A 16508-nucleotide genomic window follows, 5' to 3' on the forward strand; every position below is an offset into this window, starting at 1 on the left:
CCGCCGTCTCCACCGCCGCTGCCGCCGCCGTCTCCACCGCCGCTGCCGCCGCCGTTTCCACCGCCGCTGCCGCCGCCGTCTCCACCGCCTGGGCCACCTGGTGCTCCGCCGGGACCGCCTGGTGCACCGCCACCAGACCCGCCGCCAGACCCACCGCCAGAGGAGCTACCTCCTCCAGAAGACTCGCCGCCCGAGCCATTCTCACCGCTGGAATTGGAACCGCTCCCAGATGATTGGCTGGAATCACGATCTTCGCCATTCGAGGTCACCGCCGCGATCGTCCCAGTTGAAAAATCCGTCAACAATGCGGCCAAACCGGGGCACTGTTGACCAGTTGCAGCCAGGATCGAATCGAAATCGGAATGCTTCTGCAGCCGGTTCAGGAAACTCGGGGTCACTTGAGTGCAATCACACAGTGTTTGGTAGTCTCCTGCATTTGCTGCGATCCGTGCTGTGCGTGCGTCGCAAACCCCAGATGCAGCTTGCGCTGTGGTCACCAAAAGCGCCCCAACAAACGGAGAGGCCACCAAAGCCGAAACGCTAGATTTCAGTTTAATTCGCATCATTTAGCTCCTTGCGCCTTAACACCCAAGTGCGTCAGGGTCTTCCGTTACCAAGTGGGAGCCGCAAATGAAGTACGGATAAATATCCGCTGAAGATGCGTTAACTTTGGCTCACCACCACTCATTAAACTCGGGCACAACACCAGTTGTGACGGTCCGATAGGCCAAATATACAACATCTATTAAGACCGCCACATCAAAAGTGGCAGAAAAGTGTCAAAATTTTGGAGAGGTATCCGTGATGCAACTATCGACATCCGCGGCAATCATAACTGGCGGCGCGTCAGGTCTGGGTGAGGCAACAGCCCGCTATTTCGCAGAACAGGGCGCGCAGGTGACGCTTCTGGACCGCGACGCTGAGCGCGGCCCAAAAGTGGCCGCAGAGATCGGTGGGCATTTTACAGAAACGGATGTGACAGACGAAACCTCAGTCGCGTCGGCAATTGAGCATGCAAAGGACAAGATGGGCCGCATCACGGTCGCGGTGAACTGCGCCGGGATCGCCTATGGGATCAAGACAGTCGGCAAGGATGGCCCCCACCCTTTGGACGCGTTTCAGCGCACAATCGACATCAATCTGGTGGGCACGTTCAACGTTTCACGCCTAGCGGCAGCCGAGATGGCAAAGAATGATCCCGAACCGGACGGCGCGCGCGGAGTAATCATCAACACGGCCTCAATCGCAGCATTCGACGGGCAAAAGGGACAAGCGGCCTATGCGGCGTCGAAGGGTGGCGTGGTCGGAATGACACTGCCGATGGCACGCGATCTGGCGTCAACCGGGGTTCGGGTGATGACCATCGCACCGGGGATTTTCATGACGCCGATGCTCGCGGGCCTGCCTGAGGAAGTACAACAACAATTGGCAGCAGATGTCCCCAACCCTGCCCGTCTGGGCGATCCGCGCGAATACGGGCGACTGGCCGGCTTCATCGTCGAGATGGGCTATCTGAACGGAGAGGTCATTCGCATCGACGGAGCCCTTCGCATGCGCTAAGCCTGTCCCATGACAGAGCAGGAAAAGATGCAGTCCGGGCAGTGGTATTGTTGCCTGGACCCGGAGCTTGAGGCGCTGCGCACACGCGCCCGGCTTGCAGTCCACACGCATAACACCTGCCCTCCTGATGCCCGTGGTGCCATGGCACCCGAGCTGCGAGCGTTGTTCACAAGCGTTGGGCCAGACTGCTTACTCGAGGCTCCGTTTCATTGCGCTTACGGTCTAAATATCCGCCTCGGCGCGCGGGTCTATTTCAACGCGGGCTGCGTGATTTTGGACACCGCGCAGGTTCGGATCGGTGATGACACAATGTTTGGCCCACACGCGCAAATCTATTGCGCGCAGCACGCCAAAGACCCCGATGAGCGGGCAAAAGGTTTGGAAATTGGGATACCCGTTACCATTGGCCGAAACGTCTGGGTTGGCGGAGGTGCTATCGTTATGCCCGGCGTCACTATCGGCGACAACGCCATCATTGGCGCTGGCAGCGTTGTAACCAAAGACGTAGCGGCCGGGGAAACCGTTGTCGGAAATCCTGCACGACCGTTGACGCGCCCCTAAGCGCCCTCGGCCTTTTCCTCAAGCTCCAGCCACTCTTCTTCTGCGGCTGACAGCTTCTCTTGCCGTTCGACCAGCGCATCGGTTGCTTTTTGGAACTTGATCGGTTCACGGGTAAACAGCTCGGGGTCTGACATAAGCTCTTCCAGCTTGCCTATTTCAGCTTCCAGGCGGGCAATCTCGGCGGGAAGTTTCTCTAGCCGGTGTTTTTCCGAGAAGGAAAGCCCGGATTTCGGCTGCGTATCTTGCTTTTGCTTCGACTTCGAAGCCCTTGCTTTTTCAGTCTTCTTTTCGACGACATCGCCCCTTTGCGCGATGTAATCCGACCAACCGCCCGCATAGACGGTCGCGCGGCCATTGCCCTCCATCGCAATCGTCGTGGTGGCAACCCTGTCCAAAAAATCCCGATCGTGGCTGACCAGCAGGACAGTGCCGTCATAGTCGTCCAGCAACTCCTGCAAAAGGTCCAGAGTTTCGACATCGAGATCGTTGGTCGGTTCGTCCAGCACCAACAGATTTGACGATTTGGCCATCAGTTTAGCCAGCAGAAGACGCGCTTTTTCGCCTCCAGACAATGACTTAACAGCGGCTCTTGCCTGCGCATCATCAAACAGGAATTCCTTGAGGTAGCCGACCACATGCTTGGGTTGGCCACCAACCATCACTTGATCCGCCTTGCCTGACACCCGCATTTCGGGGTCCCCGGTCAGGCTGTCCCACAGTGTCATTTCGGGATCCAGCTGCGCGCGGGCCTGATCGAACACCGCAATCTCAAGGTTGGTGCCCAGCGTTACCGTCCCCTCATCGGGCTGTTCCTGTCCGAGCAACATCTTAAGCAACGTCGTCTTGCCCACACCGTTGGGCCCGACAAAAGCAACGCGATCCCCACGTTGCGCTAGCAGATCAAAGTTTCTAACGATCTGATGCGTGCCAAAGGTCTTGGACAAACCTTTGGCTTCAATCACTTTTCGTCCGGATTTTGGCCCTGCCTCCAATGACATTGCCGCCGATCCCTGACGTTTGATCTGCGCAGCCTTCTCAGCACGCAAAGCCTGCAAAGCCCGCACCCGACCCTGATTCCGCTTGCGCCGTGCACTGATGCCTTCGACGGCCCATTTGGCTTCGGACTTGATCAATCGGTTCAGCTTGTGTCGCTGCTGATCTTCTTCTTCCCAAATCTTGTCGCGCCAGGTCTCAAAAGCCTCGAACCCTTGTTCTTGCCGCCGCACCATGCCGCGATCGATCCATAGCGTCGCGCGGGTCAGAGCGCGCAAAAACGCACGGTCGTGTGAAATCAGAACAAAGGCTGCTCGGGTCGATCCCAATTCGCGTTCCAGCCAGGCAATCGCTTCGATATCGAGATGGTTCGTCGGCTCGTCCAGCAGCATCAGATCGGGCGCTTCGGCCATCAGTTTGGCCAATGCCGCTCTGCGACGTTCGCCACCCGAAGCGGTTTCAACCGGGCGGGATGGATCGAATTTCAGCCCCTCGCCGGCGCGTTCGACTTTATACAGCTCGCCCGGTTCCAATCCGCTGGACGCATAATCACCCAAGGTGGCGAACCCTTCCATGCCGGGGTCCTGCTCCATGTAGCCAACGGATTTCCCCGGCGGCACCACGATGTCTCCGTGATCAGGCTCAACAAGGCCCGCCATGACTTTCATCAGGGTCGACTTTCCCGACCCGTTCCGCCCGACCAAGGCCACACGGTCGCCCGGCTGAACCACCAGATCCAACCCCGAAAACACCGGATCACCCCCGAAAGTCAGGGAAATGCCGGACATCTGCAACAAAGGAATTCTCGCCATGCCGCCAGCTAAACCGGTCAGCACAAGGCGTCAACGCCCCCCTTCACCTTTTCGAAAATACTCAAACTACCGGACCACCGCCCGGAGCAGCCGTTTACGTGCTGGAGGAATCGCGCCAATCTCTAGCCCTGTGAACACGTGTAGCGTGTTCATATTGCGATCCACCACCGCGTGATCGCTGACCCAGCCCCCCATCATCAGATAGGTGCGCAACAAAGGCGGCATGCGCAGCATTGCCTTTTTCGCATCGGGTCTACGCCGCAGGCGCGTGGCAAACTTGAACACATCGGGGGCTTTGGCCCTTGGCAACCAGCGTTTTGGCGCCAGATGCCGATGTTTCAGCATAGCAAATGCATCCAGGTATTCGACGGTCTCGGTCCCGGCAAAGGACGAGCAGCCGAACAACATCTTTACGTTATTCTGGTCCACATATTTGGTCATCGCGCCCCAGGCGACACGTAGAATATCCGGGTCGGTCCAGTCCGGGTGGATACAGAATCTGCCCATCTCGACCATGCGGCCGTCAAATTCCCGCAGCGCGGACAGATCATAGAACCGGGCCGAATAACTGCGGTCAATCTCGGCCCCGTGTTCCATTGTCAGCATTCTGAAGCAACACACCAACGCTCCATCGCTGCGCGAATCTTCGACAAGAAGATGCGCACAGATCGGATCAAACTCATCGCGGTCAACCTGATCAGTACCAAAAGCAAGGGTTCGCAACCTCTGAGCGGCCACAACGTCCCGCTCGGACTGCGCCAAACGTGCCCGGTACCTGCCCTTTCCCAACATTAATGCCATGGTCGCATCCTCCGCGGTTGCTGACCTGCTTCTTGTTGCAGCGGTTCTACCACAGAACATGTGACCGTCCTGTGACTGTAGCAAGTGGCGACAGAGACTTAATTCGCGCCCGGAATGTTCGCCGGGTTAAAGTTGCCGATGTTACCCAACAGCTGACGCAGGAAACTGCGGTTCTGAACGCTGGATTCGGTCACGCGGCGGTCAAGAACCACCACATACCCGTCTTCAAGTCCAAACCGTTCGATATTCCGCACAACGCCACGCTGGTCAAAGCTGATCGCAACCAGTTCGCGCGATACGACTTCGGGCCGCTTTGGGCCGTAGTGGCGCACGCGCGAGCGTACATAGTAGAAACCCGAATCCTTCACCAATCCGGCAGAGGAAGGGGCACCGATGGTTTCAACCACGCTGTCACGGGTGTCCACGCCCACTTTGATCTCGGCCAGCTGGTCGGCTGGCGGGACGTATCCGTGATTCTTGAAGATGGGCGTGCACGCGCCAGCCACAACCAGACAGGCCGCAAAGACAAGCGTTTTGGACGCTGGTTTCAACCTGTTCACAACCTTCAACATTTACATCCTCTTGCCTTGGGACCTTGCGGACCCTATCCGATTACATAAACCGCAGCCCCGGTTCAACACACGAAAGGGTCACGAATGAATAGCAATACATCTCTGCGGGTGGCCGACCTGCCCCAAAATGCGCCGACTCCGTTTGATCTACGCCCCGATAGCAAGGGGTTGGACGCGATCAAAACAGATCTGGGTCTGTTGGGTTTGCGCAAGCTCAGCTTTGTGGGTGACGTAAGGGCACAAGGCAAACGCGATTGGATTCTTTCCGGAAAACTGGGGGCAACGGTGACTCAGCCCTGCGTCGTGACGCTTGAACCCGTGACCACGCGGATCGATGTGCCGGTATCACGGGTCTATATGGCCGACTGGCAAGACCCTGACGAGCCCGAGTTTGAAATTCCTGAAGGCGATGAGACCGAACCGTTGGGCCCGGAGATCGACCCTGCATTGGTGATGGTCGAGGCGCTGTCGCTGGCCCTGCCCCAATATCCGCGCAAGGACGGCGCAGAGTTGGAACAGGCGGACTATGCCGAACCGGGCAAACAGGCGATGACGGACGAGGACGCAAAGCCGTTTGCCGGACTGGCGAATTTGCGCGATGCTTTGAAAAAAGACGAGTGACATAGGTCTGATTTCCTGTCATAGCAGGCCTCCAGAAAAATCGCTTGAACATGTCGAGAATCGCAGTATTTTCGCGCGCTCATCGGAATTTGGGTTGGACATTGCGGGGCCCGTCCCCTAAACGCGCGTCAAACCACGAGAAAAACGAAGAATGAAACCCGGCCAGCAGCGAATCTGCTGACCCTTAATAGACAAAGGTTGAGACCATGGCTGTCCAACAGAACAAAGTTTCCAAGTCGCGCCGCAACAACCGCCGCGCACATGACGCTCTGGTTGCTGCAAACCCGAACGAATGCCCCAACTGTGGCGAGCTGAAGCGCCCGCACCACGTCTGCGCGTCCTGCGGCCACTATGATGACCGTGAAGTCGTCGCTCAGGCCGACGAAATCGACCTGGACGAAGACGCGGCCTAAGCCTCATAACTCGTAGGCCAAGGCATGACGGAACAGCCCACGCAAACCGGACGGATTACCATCTCGGTTGACGCTATGGGTGGAGATTCGGGGCCCGCGACTGTCGTTGCGGGCATTGCCAAATCGGCAAACAAGAATCCCGACCTCGCCTTCGTTCTGCACGGGCCCGAGCAAAAGCTGCGCAAACTTGTCGCCAAACGGCGTGTCCTGCAGGGACGCGTCGTTTTTCGTGATTGCCCTGACGTGGTCACGATGGAGGACAAGCCCAGCCAGGTTGTTCGAAGCGGCAAGCAAACGTCGATGTGGTCGACGCTGGAATCGGTGCGCAAAGGCGAAGCGCATGGAGCAGTGTCCTGCGGCAATACCGGCGCGCTGATGGCGCTGTCGATGATGCGGTTGCGTAAATTGCCGGGCGTTAACCGTCCGGCAATCGCGATTCTGTGGCCGTCGCGCAACCCGCAAGGGTTCAACGTGATGCTGGATGTCGGCGCCGATGTGCGGGCCGACGCCAAGGATCTTCTACAATATGCGCTGATGGGGGCCTCGTATGCCCGCAACGGCATGGCGCTGGATCGGCCTCGGATCGGTTTGCTTAATGTCGGCACCGAAGAACACAAAGGTCGGGCCGAGCTGAAAGAAGCCCACACGATGATCACGGACTTCGCGGAGCAGGCGAATTTTGACTTCGTTGGATTCGTGGAAGGCAGCGACATTCCTGGTGACAAGGCCGATGTCATTGTTACCGATGGCTTTACCGGAAATGTCGCTATCAAAACCGGCGAAGGCACCGCAAGCCTGATCGGTGATCTTCTGCGCGAAGCCTTCAAGTATTCCCCCCTGTCACGGCTTGCGTCGATTCTGGCCATCACCTCTCTGCAACGGCTGAAAAAACGCATCGACCCGCGCCGCGTGAATGGCGGTGTATTCCTTGGCCTTAACGGAACCGTGGTCAAATCACATGGTGGCGCTGATGCCACCGGAGTTTCGGCAGCGATCAAACTGGCCTTCACCCTGGCGCAGTCGGGTTTTGCCGAAAAATTAGCGGCACGGGTTGCATCGACAGCCCAGCTTGCACAAGATGCCGCGCACGTACCGCCAAAGGCGGGCGAATAACAATAAAGGCAGTAACCCCAAATGGCAGGCCGTTCAGTTGTTGTAGGTGTCGGACACTATTTGCCAGAGCGCATCGTTCCGAATTCCGAATTTGAAAAGACACTCGATACCTCGGATGAGTGGATAAGGTCGCGATCAGGAATCGAGCGCCGCCACTTTGCTGCCGATGGCGAAACCACGTCTGATCTTGCGACCAACGCTGCCGAGGCCGCCCTGGCCGATGCCGGCCTAACAGCCGAGGATATCGACGCAATCGTTCTGGCGACATCGACCGCCGACCTGACCTTCCCTTCAGCCGCGACCATGGTTCAGGCGCGCCTTGGCATGACGCACGGGTTTGCGTTTGATGTTCAGGCCGTCTGCGCAGGTTTTGTCTTTGCCCTCAGCAACGCCAACGCGTTGATCGTGTCCGGTCAGGCCAAACGTGTGCTGGTCATCGGTGCCGAGACGTTTTCGCGCATCATGGATTGGACTGATCGATCCACCTGTGTGCTGTTTGGCGACGGTGCTGGTGCGCTGGTCCTGGAACTGCAAGAGGGTGAAGGCACCGCGCAGGATCGCGGCATTCTTTCGACTGATCTGAATTCCGACGGGCGTTACAAGGACTTGCTTTATGTAGACGGTGGCGTGTCGACCCAGTCAACCGGACATTTGCGCATGCAGGGAAATCAGGTATTCCGCCACGCGGTCGAAAAGCTGGCAAAAACTGCAGAAACCGCACTTGGGCGTGCCGGCCTCGGCAGTTCGGACGTCGATTGGATCGTGCCACATCAGGCCAATATCCGCATCATTCAGGGCACCGCCAAGAAAATGGGTCTGCCGATGGATAATGTCGTGGTGACAGTTCAGGATCACGGCAACACCTCTGCCGCATCGATTCCCCTTGCCCTTTCGGTGGGCAAACAGCGGGGCCAGATCAAACCCGGCGACCTGATCGTGACCGAAGCCATCGGAGGCGGTCTGGCTTGGGGCGCTGTGGTTCTACGCTGGTAACCGGCGCAAAACGGCTTACACAGCCTCGTGCAATTCATTGATATTGACAGCGAATTTCCCCTCGCCATATTCTGCGTTATCAACAGGGGAAATGGTATGGGCGAAAAAACACTGACGCGAATGGATCTGAGCGAGGCTGTTTTCCGCGAGGTGGGCCTTTCACGCAATGAAAGCGCACAGCTTGTCGAAAGCGTTCTGAACCACATGTCGGACGCCCTTGTCCGCGGTGAGCAGGTCAAGATTTCGTCTTTTGGCACGTTCAGTGTTCGAGACAAAACCGCCCGCATCGGTCGTAACCCCAAAACCGGCGAAGAGGTGCCAATTCAACCTCGACGTGTTCTGACGTTCCGCCCGTCGCACCTGATGAAGGATCGCGTCGCCGCAGGGAACCGCAAGTAAGTTCGGGACGAAACAATCATGAGCAAGTCCCCCGACGCCTTTCGCACAATAAGTGAAGTTGCGGACTGGTTGGGCGTTCAGGCTCATGTCCTGCGCTTCTGGGAAAGCCGATTCAGTCAGGTCAAACCCGTCAAACGTGCTGGTGGCCGCCGATATTACCGGCCCAATGATATGCGCCTGTTGGGCGGCATCAAGAAACTGCTGCATGAGGACGGCATCACCATCAAAGGTGTCCAGCGCATCCTGCGCGAACAAGGGGTGGCCTATGTCTCCTCGCTGTCGCCCAGTCTGGATGAGCCAGCCGCGCCCGAGAGCGCCCCGGCAGACGAAAACGTTGTCGTGCCCTTTGCCGCCAAGCCCACTGCGCCCACCGACCAGATCGATATGGATCTGGGCGATCCGGCACCGAATGCCGAAGCAGCCAAGCCTGCAGAACATGCCCCTCAGGCCGAGACGCCCCCTCCTGCCCCGAAACAACCGAAAGCAGAGCCCCCTCAGCCCGCGCCCGAATATCTGGATGAGGCCCCGCTGATGGGCGGCATAGCCACACAAGCGTGGGAACGGACCGAGTTCGACGACGATCTTCTGCGTCGGATCGCGCCCATCGCCAAGGACTTACGCGCTGTATTCAACCGAATTGAGAACCGGTCGGCAGGATAAGAAAAAAGGCGATGATTTCCTCTTGCCCCCGCCGGGAAAGTCTTTATGAACACCTCAACGTCGGGCTATGGCGCAGCCTGGTAGCGCGTCCGTCTGGGGGACGGAAGGTCGCAGGTTCGAGTCCTGCTAGCCCGACCAAATCACACCGACGTTTATGGCAGACAGGCCAGATCCCGCTCTGGCATCAGGGGGGATCGAAATGACAGGTGTATGCCCAAACCAACAGATCGAAGCGATGATCGCGCGCGGTGAAATCACCGCCAAGCCCGATGTAATCGCGGCGCAAGTCCAACCCGCCAGCCTAGATTTACGTTTAGGTACAGTTGCTTACCGGGTTCGCGCATCGTTCTTGGCGGGCGAAGGACGCTCGGTCGCGGATCGTCTGGCCGAGTTCGAGATGCACCGCATCGATATTAGCGACGGTGCTGTTCTTGAAAAAGGCTGCGTCTATCTGGTGCCGCTAATGGAATCGCTGGCCCTGCCCGCCGATATCAGCGCGGTTGCAAATGCCAAAAGCTCGACCGGGCGGCTGGATCTGTTGACCCGCACGATCACAGATGGTGGCACAGAATTTGATCGCGTGCCCGCCGGTTACACGGGGCCGCTTTTTGCCGAGATCTGCCCACGCTCATTTTCGGTACTGGTGCGTCCGGGCATGCGGCTGAACCAGATTCGCTTTCGCCAAGGTCAAGCGGTACTCAGCGACGCGGAGCTGACCGCGCTGCACAATGAATCCCCATTGGTCGATGGACCCGCGGTCATTCAGGACGGGCTGGGGTTCTCAGTCGATCTGCAATTGACCGATACCGATCTGGTTGGCTATCGCGCCAAGCCGCATACAGGTGTGATCGATCTGGACCGTATCGGCGAATACGACCCACAGGAATACTGGGAAGAGGTGCGAACTACTGACGGCCGCATCATCCTGGATCCTGGCGCATTCTATATTCTTGTCAGCCGCGAGGCGGTCCATATCCCGCCAATGTATGCGGCCGAAATGGCCCCCTATCTTGCGATGGTAGGCGAGTTCCGAGTTCACTATGCCGGCTTCTTCGACCCAGGGTTCGGTCATGCTGCAGCGGGCGGAGCGGGATCACGCGGTGTGCTGGAAGTACGCTGCCACGAAGCCCCCTTTGTTCTGGAACACGGGCAAGTTGTTGGACGACTTGTCTATGAGAAAATGGCTGAAATGCCCACCCAGCTTTATGGCGCCGGTATTGCGTCAAACTATCAGGGACAGGGGCTGAAGCTGTCCAAACACTTCAAGGCTGTTTGATACCTCTGGAACCGGCGCACATACGAAACGCGCGCTGCGCCAGTTCTGCTTGCTAGGCTTGGCGGTTGCTGTCGTCCTTTGCGCCCGAGTCATGAGGCACAGCTGATCTTTGCTTGGGCTTGCCCATCCGACCAGCCACATCAAAACCCTTGTCGATGCCTTTGTTGACGACCCGCCGCATGATCTGCCGAATGATCATGTCGATGATGCGATTCATATTCATTGCTCAACTCCTCAGATTGGCCACAACATAGGTGATTCCAACGGCAACAAAAGGGCCAAGTTATCACTCTTCCTCGAACAGTTCGGTCTGATCATCTTCTTCGGCGTCCTCGGCCCCCTCTCCCAATGGGATCGTGCCCGGCGGCGGCCGGTTCTCCAACAAACCAGCAGCCCGCAGTTCCTTGAGGCCCGGTAGATCACGGGCGTTTTCCAATCCAAAGTGGTCCAGAAACTGCGGCGTAACCACAAATGTTACCGGGCGGCCCGGTGTCATCCGACGGCGGCCCAGACGGATCCACTCCATTTCCAGCAATTGGTCGATTGTACCGCGCGAGACCGAGACACCTCGGATCTCCTCGATCTCGGCCCGCGTGCAAGGCTGATGATAGGCGACAATGGCCAGCGTTTCGATGGCCGCGCGGCTCAGCTTGCGGGTTTCGACCGTTTCCTTTTGCATCAGAAAGCCCAGGTCGGGCGCGGTGCGAATGGCCCAGGCTTCGCCGACACGGACGACACGAACGCCACGGCCCTCATAACGTTTCTGAAGAATTTCAACTGCTTGCGCGGCATCGCTGCCGTGGGGCATCCGCGCCTCAAGATCGGCGATCGTTACCGGTTCGGAACTGGCGAACAGAACGGCCTCGACCATGCGCTCCTGCTCCGCCAGGGGGGGCGCTTCGAACAGGGTGCCGGTGCCTTCGTCTTGCGGTTCATCAGTCACGTGTGTCAGTCCTTTTGCGCAAATGGATCGGAGCAAACGTCTCGGTTTGCTTCATCTCCATATGTCCTTCTTTCACCAGTTCCAGCGAGGCCGCAAAGGTCGCTGCCGTGGCCGAGCGGCGGCGCACCGGGTCAGCATCCCAACCTTCTGGCAGATAGGTTTCCATATCCGTCCAAGCGCCCGCAAACCCGATCAACGGGCGCATCCGCTCCAGCGCTTGTTCCATTGTGAACACGGCGTCGCGATCCATGACGAACGGGCGAAACTCGTCGCGCGTGCGGATGCGGGCATATCCCTGCATCAGATCCAGCAGCGTGGCAGAGTACGTTACGGTACGGATACGGGTGATATCCTCACCCTGCCCGCGTTTGAAGAAATCGCGCCCCAACTGGTCACGCGCCATCAGACGTGCGGCTGAGTCGCGCATGGCCTGCAAGCGTTCCAACTGGAACGCCAGGTGTGCCGCCAGTTCCTCACCAGAAGGTCCTTCATCATCCGGGTCCGGCGGCAGCAACAGACGGGACTTCAGGAAGGCCAGCCAGGCGGCCATCACCAGATAGTCAGCAGCCAGTTCAATCCGCAGCGCGCGCGCCTTTTCCACGAAGGCCAGATACTGCTGCGCCAAAGCTAGAACCGAAATTTTCCGCAGGTCGACCTTTTGGGTACGTGACAGGGTCAAAAGCACGTCCAACGGGCCTTCGAACCCGTCGACATCAACAATCAGAGCCTCAGCCGCAAGACGATCCGCGACCGAGACCGGATCTTCACTGAAGAGATTATCGTTCATATACCTGCCCGCCCATTAGGGCAGATAGTTCAGCCTCAGTCGCGGGGATGTCAAGTTCCGCAGGCTTTTGCCGCATCGACAGTGCCTTTTCCGCGCGCTTTTGTGCCTGCTCAGTCATTTCGCCGGCGGCTTCCAGCACCTTGGCGCGGGCCTCAAACGTTCCGTTACAATGCAAAACCACGTCGCAGCCTGCGGCCAGCGCCTGACGCGTAACATCCTCGGGTGCGCCACTCAGCGCTTTCATCGAGATATCGTCGGTCATGATTAGGCCATCAAAACCGATTTTGTCGCGGATAAGACCGATCATCGTCGGGGATATCGTAGCTGGTTGAGGATCGATCCGGTCATAGACCAGATGCGCTGTCATCCCCATTGGCAGGTCATTCAAAGATCGAAAGGGTTCGAAATCCGCTTGCTCAAGCTGTTCCTGTTTCAGGTCTACGTGCGGTAGATCGTGGTGGCTGTCCAGAGTGGCCAATCCATGACCCGGCATATGCTTGAGTACAGGTAGAACACCGCCATCCAGGTGGCCCTTGGCAACCGCCCGCCCAAGCGCTGATACCCGTTTAGGGTCAGAGCCATAACAGCGGTTCTTCAAAAACGCATGTGTATCGTCCCGCGCCAGATCGACCATGGGGGCGCAGTTGCTGTCAATGCCAAGCTCGAACAGTTCCTTTGCGATCAGCCGGTACCGCAGATACATGGCGCGTTCCGCCTGATCCCCGGCACGCCCGGCGTGATCCAAGGGTGGCATCCATTCGCGCGCCAATGGAGCACGCAGACGCTGCACGCGGCCCCCTTCCTGATCGATGGTGATCAGGCAATTGCGTCCAACAGCTTCGCGGAAATCGTCGCACAAGGCGCGCACTTGGTCGGCACTATCAACATTTCGCGCGAACAGAATGAACCCAAATGGGTTCATTTGACGGAACAGGTTCTTTTCTTCAGATGTCAGGCGCAGGCCTTCGGCATCAGAGATCGCAGCGCCAAATGTCACCGAACGGCAACCGGGATACAGTCAGCTCCTTGCGCGACCAGCGCAGCACAGAACTGACGCGAGTCGCTCAGGTCCTCAAACCCAAGAACACGCAAGCGATAGAACGTCCGGCCACCACTTGATGTTTTCTGGATAACGCGTTGTTTTCCATCCATATACTCGCCAAATCGACCGTTCAGACGATCCCACTCCGCGTGGGCCACATCCGAGCTTTCATATGCGCCCAACTGGGCCATGCGTGTCCCCTTGGACAGTGTATTTGGATCTACATCCAACCCGACCGCGGCTTTGACAGCGGCGTTGATGGCGGCCTCGGTGTTGCTATTTGCTGAAATCCCGCTGGCCGTCCTGCGCGCAGGTCGCGTGGTCGGACGCAGCGAACGACGAACACCCGGCAATGCCGCCAGTTCCGGGTCTGGCAATTGCGCGGCTAGATCGGCAGGATCAATGGCGGGCTCTTCCTCGGGCAATGCCAAAGACGCGAGCTGAACGCCCTGCTCGGCAGGTTCATCTGCCTTCGCTGCTCCTCCAGCCAGCTCGGCGACCAGGGCATCAACCGTATTCTGGCGCAGTTTCGCGGCCTCTTGATCCGAGATCTCTTCTTCGACGACGTGCACGGCCTGGGTCGGCTTCAACGGTTCAACCGGCGTGTCTTCATCTGTCAGGGAAACCGGACGCGGTGCAAGGATCAGGCGATCGGCCGGAGGTGCTGCTGTTCCGACAGCGGCTACAGCGTTGACGGCCAGACCCTGGTGGTCGGCTGGGGTGCCGCCGGGGTTTTCCGGCTGAATTCGCATCGGTCCTTCGATGGCACGAACAACGGGCACACCGCTGACATCACGCATCACCAGTTTAAAACCCCAGACGCCGATCCCGGCGACCAGTGCCAGTGACGCTACAGCGCCCATGACGTTGACGATGCGACCTAATCCAGCCCCTCGCGGTGCCTGTTCATAGCCATAAGAGTCGTCGGAATACTCATACCCATCCTCAGGATGTGGCTGATTCGTGTAATGCATCTCCTCAGGGCGCATTTGCCCTGAGTAATCGTAACTTGCCATGTCCGCCTCACCGCCCGATTGCGCCTTAAAAAGTGGCGCGCGGGTCATTTCTTGTCTGCCTCAGACCGGCGGTTCGGGCGGTGTTAGTTACCGCATCTCCTGCGCCGGAGTAACGCCAAGAATACCCAAGCCCGCTGAAATCACAACAGAAACGGCCCGGGCCAATGCGATTTTTGATTGGCTTGTGGCAACATCGCCATCCTGAATGAAACGCAGTTGGGTTTCATCATTGCCCTTGTTCCAGAGCGCGTGAAAATCGCCGGCCAGTTCATACAGGTAAAAGGCAACCCGATGCGGTTCGTTGGTGCGTGCGGCAATTTCGATCAAACGCGGCCATTCTGCTAGCTTTTTAGCGACCGTCAGTTCCGAGGCATGGTCGATCTTGCCCAGGTCAGCACCCTTGAGGGTCGCATCATCCGTGGCGATATCCGCCTCGGCGGCCCGGCGCAGCACACTCATGACACGGGCATGGGCGTATTGCACGTAGAACACAGGATTCTCGCGGCTTTGTTCCAACACCTTGTCGAAATCGAAATCCAACGGCGCATCGTTCTTGCGCGTCAGCATGACGAAGCGGGTCACATCCGGCCCCACCTGATCAACCACATCGCGCAGGGTGACAAAGTTCCCTGCCCGCTTGGACATCTTGAACGGCTCGCCATTCTTCCACAGTTTCACCAATTGGGTCAGCTTGATATCCAACGGCACTTTGCCATCAGACAGCGCTGAAACAGCCGCCTTCATCCGCTTGACATAACCACCGTGATCCGCCCCGAACACGTCGATCAACGCGTCAAAGCCACGAGTCACCTTGTCATAGTGATAGGCGATATCCGGGGCGAAATAGGTCCAGCTGCCGTCCGATTTCTTGACCGGGCGGTCGACGTCATCGCCATGCTCGGTGGACTTGAACAGGGTCTGCTCTCGTGGCTCCCAATCCTCGGGCTTTTTGCCTTTGGGTGGTTCCAGCACGCCTTCGTAGATCAAGCCCTTGTCGGTCAGGGATTGCAGCGCAGCTTCGATCCGGCCTGTGCCATAGAGGGATTTCTCCGAGAAGAACACATCCATCTCGACACCCAGCGCCTTCAGGTCGGCCCGGATCAGATCCATCATCGCGTCGGTCGAGAACTCGCGCAGTTCTTCCAGCCACTCAGCCTCGGGCTTGTCGATCAGGCTGTCGCCGTATTTCTCTTTCAGCGCCTCACCGATCGGGATCAGGTAGTCGCCCGGATACAGCCCTTCGGCAATCTCAGGGCTCAGGCCATTGGCCTCGCGATATCGTTCGTACGCGGACCTCGCCAGCACGTCGACCTGCGCGCCGCCATCGTTGATATAGTATTCGCGTGTCACATCGTGGCCGGAATAGGCCAGAAGGCTCGCCAGAGCGTCCCCGAACACCGCGCCCCGCGTATGGCCCACATGCAAAGGACCGGTGGGGTTTGCCGAGACATACTCCACGTTCACTTTCTGCCCGTGACCCATGGTCGAGCGGCCATAATCGGTGCCCTTATCGAGCACAGCTGACAGAATACCCTGCCAAACCGACGGCGCCAGCCGCAGGTTCAGAAACCCTGGTCCGGCCACTTCGGCACTGGTGATCCGGTCGTCCGCCGCCAGTTTCCCGGCCAGAACATCGGCAATATCACGCGGTTTCATCTTGGCCGGTTTTGCCAGCACCATCGCCGCGTTGGTCGCCATGTCGCCATGCGCGGCATCGCGCGGCGGTTCGACTGCCACGTTGTCAAAGCTCAACCCCTCGGGCAGAGCGCCTTCGGACTGCATCTGTGCCAGCGCGTCAAGTACCAGGCCGCGGATCTCGGAAAACAGGTTCATTTCGGATGTCCTTTTGCTTGCTCGGCGGTTTACCACGCAAACCGGCAAGGTCAATGGAAGCGAGCAGTTTCCGCTTGGATTAGCGGTAGACATAACTAATCTCGGTGAAAATT

The 16508-nt window shown here is 58.3% G+C and carries 19 protein-coding genes and 1 tRNA gene; 10 read left to right on the forward strand and 10 right to left on the reverse strand.

Annotation, left to right across the window (positions count from 1 at the left end; genetic code table 11):
• The coding region (locus GOW92_RS20670) for a hypothetical protein (protein ID WP_217356568.1) at positions 1-563 on the reverse strand (563 nt) is incomplete at its 3' end.
• A 241-nt stretch (positions 564-804) separates the two neighbouring features.
• Here GOW92_RS20670 and GOW92_RS20675 point away from each other — a divergent pair.
• The gene (locus tag GOW92_RS20675) at positions 805-1560 is read left to right on the forward strand and encodes a 3-hydroxyacyl-CoA dehydrogenase (protein ID WP_170564297.1); all 756 of its coding nucleotides are present in this window, start codon (positions 805-807) and stop codon (positions 1558-1560) included.
• 9 nt (positions 1561-1569) lie between these two features.
• A complete protein-coding gene (locus GOW92_RS20680) occupies positions 1570-2121 on the forward strand; it encodes a sugar O-acetyltransferase (RefSeq protein WP_170564300.1) in 552 nt (183 codons plus the stop codon).
• Here the strand turns inward: GOW92_RS20680 and GOW92_RS20685 are convergent.
• The 3 genes from GOW92_RS20685 to GOW92_RS20695 form a co-directional block, all read right to left on the reverse strand.
• The gene (locus GOW92_RS20685) at positions 2118-3926 is read right to left on the reverse strand and encodes an ABC-F family ATP-binding cassette domain-containing protein (RefSeq protein ID WP_438826360.1); all 1809 of its coding nucleotides are present in this window, start codon (positions 3924-3926) and stop codon (positions 2118-2120) included. The genes GOW92_RS20680 and GOW92_RS20685 overlap by 4 nt on opposite strands.
• Before the next feature lie 66 nt (positions 3927-3992).
• Positions 3993-4727, reverse strand: coding sequence for a GNAT family N-acetyltransferase (locus GOW92_RS20690; RefSeq protein WP_170564306.1), 735 nt, complete (start codon positions 4725-4727; stop codon positions 3993-3995).
• A 98-nt stretch (positions 4728-4825) separates the two neighbouring features.
• Positions 4826-5299, reverse strand: coding sequence for an outer membrane protein assembly factor BamE (locus GOW92_RS20695; RefSeq protein WP_170564309.1), 474 nt, complete (start codon positions 5297-5299; stop codon positions 4826-4828).
• 84 nt (positions 5300-5383) lie between these two features.
• On the opposite strand from GOW92_RS20695, the gene GOW92_RS20700 reads away from it, so the two are divergent.
• The 8 genes from GOW92_RS20700 (at position 5384) to GOW92_RS20735 (ending at position 10774) form a co-directional block, all read left to right on the forward strand.
• The gene (locus GOW92_RS20700) at positions 5384-5920 is read left to right on the forward strand and encodes a YceD family protein (protein ID WP_170564312.1); all 537 of its coding nucleotides are present in this window, start codon (positions 5384-5386) and stop codon (positions 5918-5920) included.
• A gap of 206 nt (positions 5921-6126) precedes the next feature.
• Complete coding sequence (gene rpmF, locus GOW92_RS20705) at positions 6127-6333, forward strand: 50S ribosomal protein L32 (protein WP_008756996.1); 207 nt, start codon at positions 6127-6129, stop codon at positions 6331-6333.
• A gap of 24 nt (positions 6334-6357) precedes the next feature.
• On the forward strand, positions 6358-7446 hold the full coding sequence (plsX, locus tag GOW92_RS20710; protein WP_170564315.1) for a phosphate acyltransferase PlsX: 1089 nt from the start codon (positions 6358-6360) through the stop codon (positions 7444-7446).
• A gap of 21 nt (positions 7447-7467) precedes the next feature.
• Entirely contained in the window at positions 7468-8439 is a 972-nt protein-coding gene (locus GOW92_RS20715; RefSeq protein ID WP_170564318.1) for a beta-ketoacyl-ACP synthase III, read from the forward strand.
• A 96-nt stretch (positions 8440-8535) separates the two neighbouring features.
• Positions 8536-8838, forward strand: a complete 303-nt coding sequence (gene ihfA / locus GOW92_RS20720) for an integration host factor subunit alpha (protein ID WP_170564321.1) — start codon at positions 8536-8538, stop codon at positions 8836-8838.
• An 18-nt stretch (positions 8839-8856) separates the two neighbouring features.
• Entirely contained in the window at positions 8857-9498 is a 642-nt protein-coding gene (locus GOW92_RS20725) for a MerR family transcriptional regulator (protein WP_170564324.1), read from the forward strand.
• Between the two features lie 61 nt (positions 9499-9559).
• Positions 9560-9636 (forward strand) — tRNA-Pro (locus tag GOW92_RS20730).
• A 61-nt stretch (positions 9637-9697) separates the two neighbouring features.
• On the forward strand, positions 9698-10774 hold the full coding sequence (locus GOW92_RS20735) for a 2'-deoxycytidine 5'-triphosphate deaminase (RefSeq protein ID WP_170564327.1): 1077 nt from the start codon (positions 9698-9700) through the stop codon (positions 10772-10774).
• A gap of 52 nt (positions 10775-10826) precedes the next feature.
• Here the strand turns inward: GOW92_RS20735 and GOW92_RS20740 are convergent, their stop codons facing one another.
• The 6 genes from GOW92_RS20740 to argS form a co-directional block, all read right to left on the reverse strand.
• A complete protein-coding gene (locus GOW92_RS20740) occupies positions 10827-10997 on the reverse strand; it encodes a hypothetical protein (protein WP_170564330.1) in 171 nt (56 codons plus the stop codon).
• A 63-nt stretch (positions 10998-11060) separates the two neighbouring features.
• A complete protein-coding gene (scpB, locus tag GOW92_RS20745) occupies positions 11061-11717 on the reverse strand; it encodes an SMC-Scp complex subunit ScpB (protein WP_170564333.1) in 657 nt (218 codons plus the stop codon).
• Positions 11710-12504, reverse strand: coding sequence for a segregation and condensation protein A (locus tag GOW92_RS20750; RefSeq protein ID WP_170564336.1), 795 nt, complete (start codon positions 12502-12504; stop codon positions 11710-11712). The genes scpB and GOW92_RS20750 overlap by 8 nt, the downstream gene beginning before the upstream one ends.
• Positions 12494-13501 (reverse strand): beta-N-acetylhexosaminidase, encoded by a 1008-nt coding sequence (gene nagZ / locus GOW92_RS20755; RefSeq protein WP_170564338.1) that lies wholly within the window; start codon positions 13499-13501, stop codon positions 12494-12496. Before nagZ ends, GOW92_RS20750 begins: the two co-directional genes overlap by 11 nt.
• Positions 13498-14610 carry an SPOR domain-containing protein gene (locus GOW92_RS20760; protein ID WP_254453104.1) on the reverse strand — a complete coding sequence of 371 codons (1113 nt, stop codon included), beginning with the start codon at positions 14608-14610 and terminating at the stop codon, positions 13498-13500. Before GOW92_RS20760 ends, nagZ begins: the two co-directional genes overlap by 4 nt.
• Before the next feature lie 39 nt (positions 14611-14649).
• Positions 14650-16395 carry an arginine--tRNA ligase gene (argS, locus tag GOW92_RS20765; protein WP_170564341.1) on the reverse strand — a complete coding sequence of 582 codons (1746 nt, stop codon included), beginning with the start codon at positions 16393-16395 and terminating at the stop codon, positions 14650-14652.
• Positions 16396-16508: the final 113 nt, after the last annotated feature.

This window comes from Ruegeria atlantica (assembly GCF_013032505.1).
GTDB classification, from domain to species: Bacteria; Pseudomonadota; Alphaproteobacteria; order Rhodobacterales; family Rhodobacteraceae; genus Ruegeria; species Ruegeria atlantica_F.

Bases quoted from the DNA above. Each gene is read 5' to 3' on its own strand.
- GOW92_RS20675 (WP_170564297.1), top strand. From the start codon at position 805: ATGCAACTATCGACATCCGCGGCAATCATAACTGGCGGCGCGTCAGGT.
- GOW92_RS20680 (WP_170564300.1), top strand. From the start codon at position 1,570: ATGACAGAGCAGGAAAAGATGCAGTCCGGGCAGTGGTATTGTTGCCTG.
- GOW92_RS20685 (WP_438826360.1), bottom strand. From the start codon at position 3,926: ATGGCGAGAATTCCTTTGTTGCAGATGTCCGGCATTTCCCTGACTTTC.
- GOW92_RS20690 (WP_170564306.1), bottom strand. From the start codon at position 4,727: ATGGCATTAATGTTGGGAAAGGGCAGGTACCGGGCACGTTTGGCGCAG.
- GOW92_RS20695 (WP_170564309.1), bottom strand. From the start codon at position 5,299: ATGTTGAAGGTTGTGAACAGGTTGAAACCAGCGTCCAAAACGCTTGTC.
- GOW92_RS20700 (WP_170564312.1), top strand. From the start codon at position 5,384: ATGAATAGCAATACATCTCTGCGGGTGGCCGACCTGCCCCAAAATGCG.
- rpmF (WP_008756996.1), top strand. From the start codon at position 6,127: ATGGCTGTCCAACAGAACAAAGTTTCCAAGTCGCGCCGCAACAACCGC.
- plsX (WP_170564315.1), top strand. From the start codon at position 6,358: ATGACGGAACAGCCCACGCAAACCGGACGGATTACCATCTCGGTTGAC.
- GOW92_RS20715 (WP_170564318.1), top strand. From the start codon at position 7,468: ATGGCAGGCCGTTCAGTTGTTGTAGGTGTCGGACACTATTTGCCAGAG.
- ihfA (WP_170564321.1), top strand. From the start codon at position 8,536: ATGGGCGAAAAAACACTGACGCGAATGGATCTGAGCGAGGCTGTTTTC.
- GOW92_RS20725 (WP_170564324.1), top strand. From the start codon at position 8,857: ATGAGCAAGTCCCCCGACGCCTTTCGCACAATAAGTGAAGTTGCGGAC.
- GOW92_RS20735 (WP_170564327.1), top strand. From the start codon at position 9,698: ATGACAGGTGTATGCCCAAACCAACAGATCGAAGCGATGATCGCGCGC.
- GOW92_RS20740 (WP_170564330.1), bottom strand. From the start codon at position 10,997: ATGAATATGAATCGCATCATCGACATGATCATTCGGCAGATCATGCGG.
- GOW92_RS20750 (WP_170564336.1), bottom strand. From the start codon at position 12,504: ATGAACGATAATCTCTTCAGTGAAGATCCGGTCTCGGTCGCGGATCGT.
- GOW92_RS20760 (WP_254453104.1), bottom strand. From the start codon at position 14,610: ATGACCCGCGCGCCACTTTTTAAGGCGCAATCGGGCGGTGAGGCGGAC.
- argS (WP_170564341.1), bottom strand. From the start codon at position 16,395: ATGAACCTGTTTTCCGAGATCCGCGGCCTGGTACTTGACGCGCTGGCA.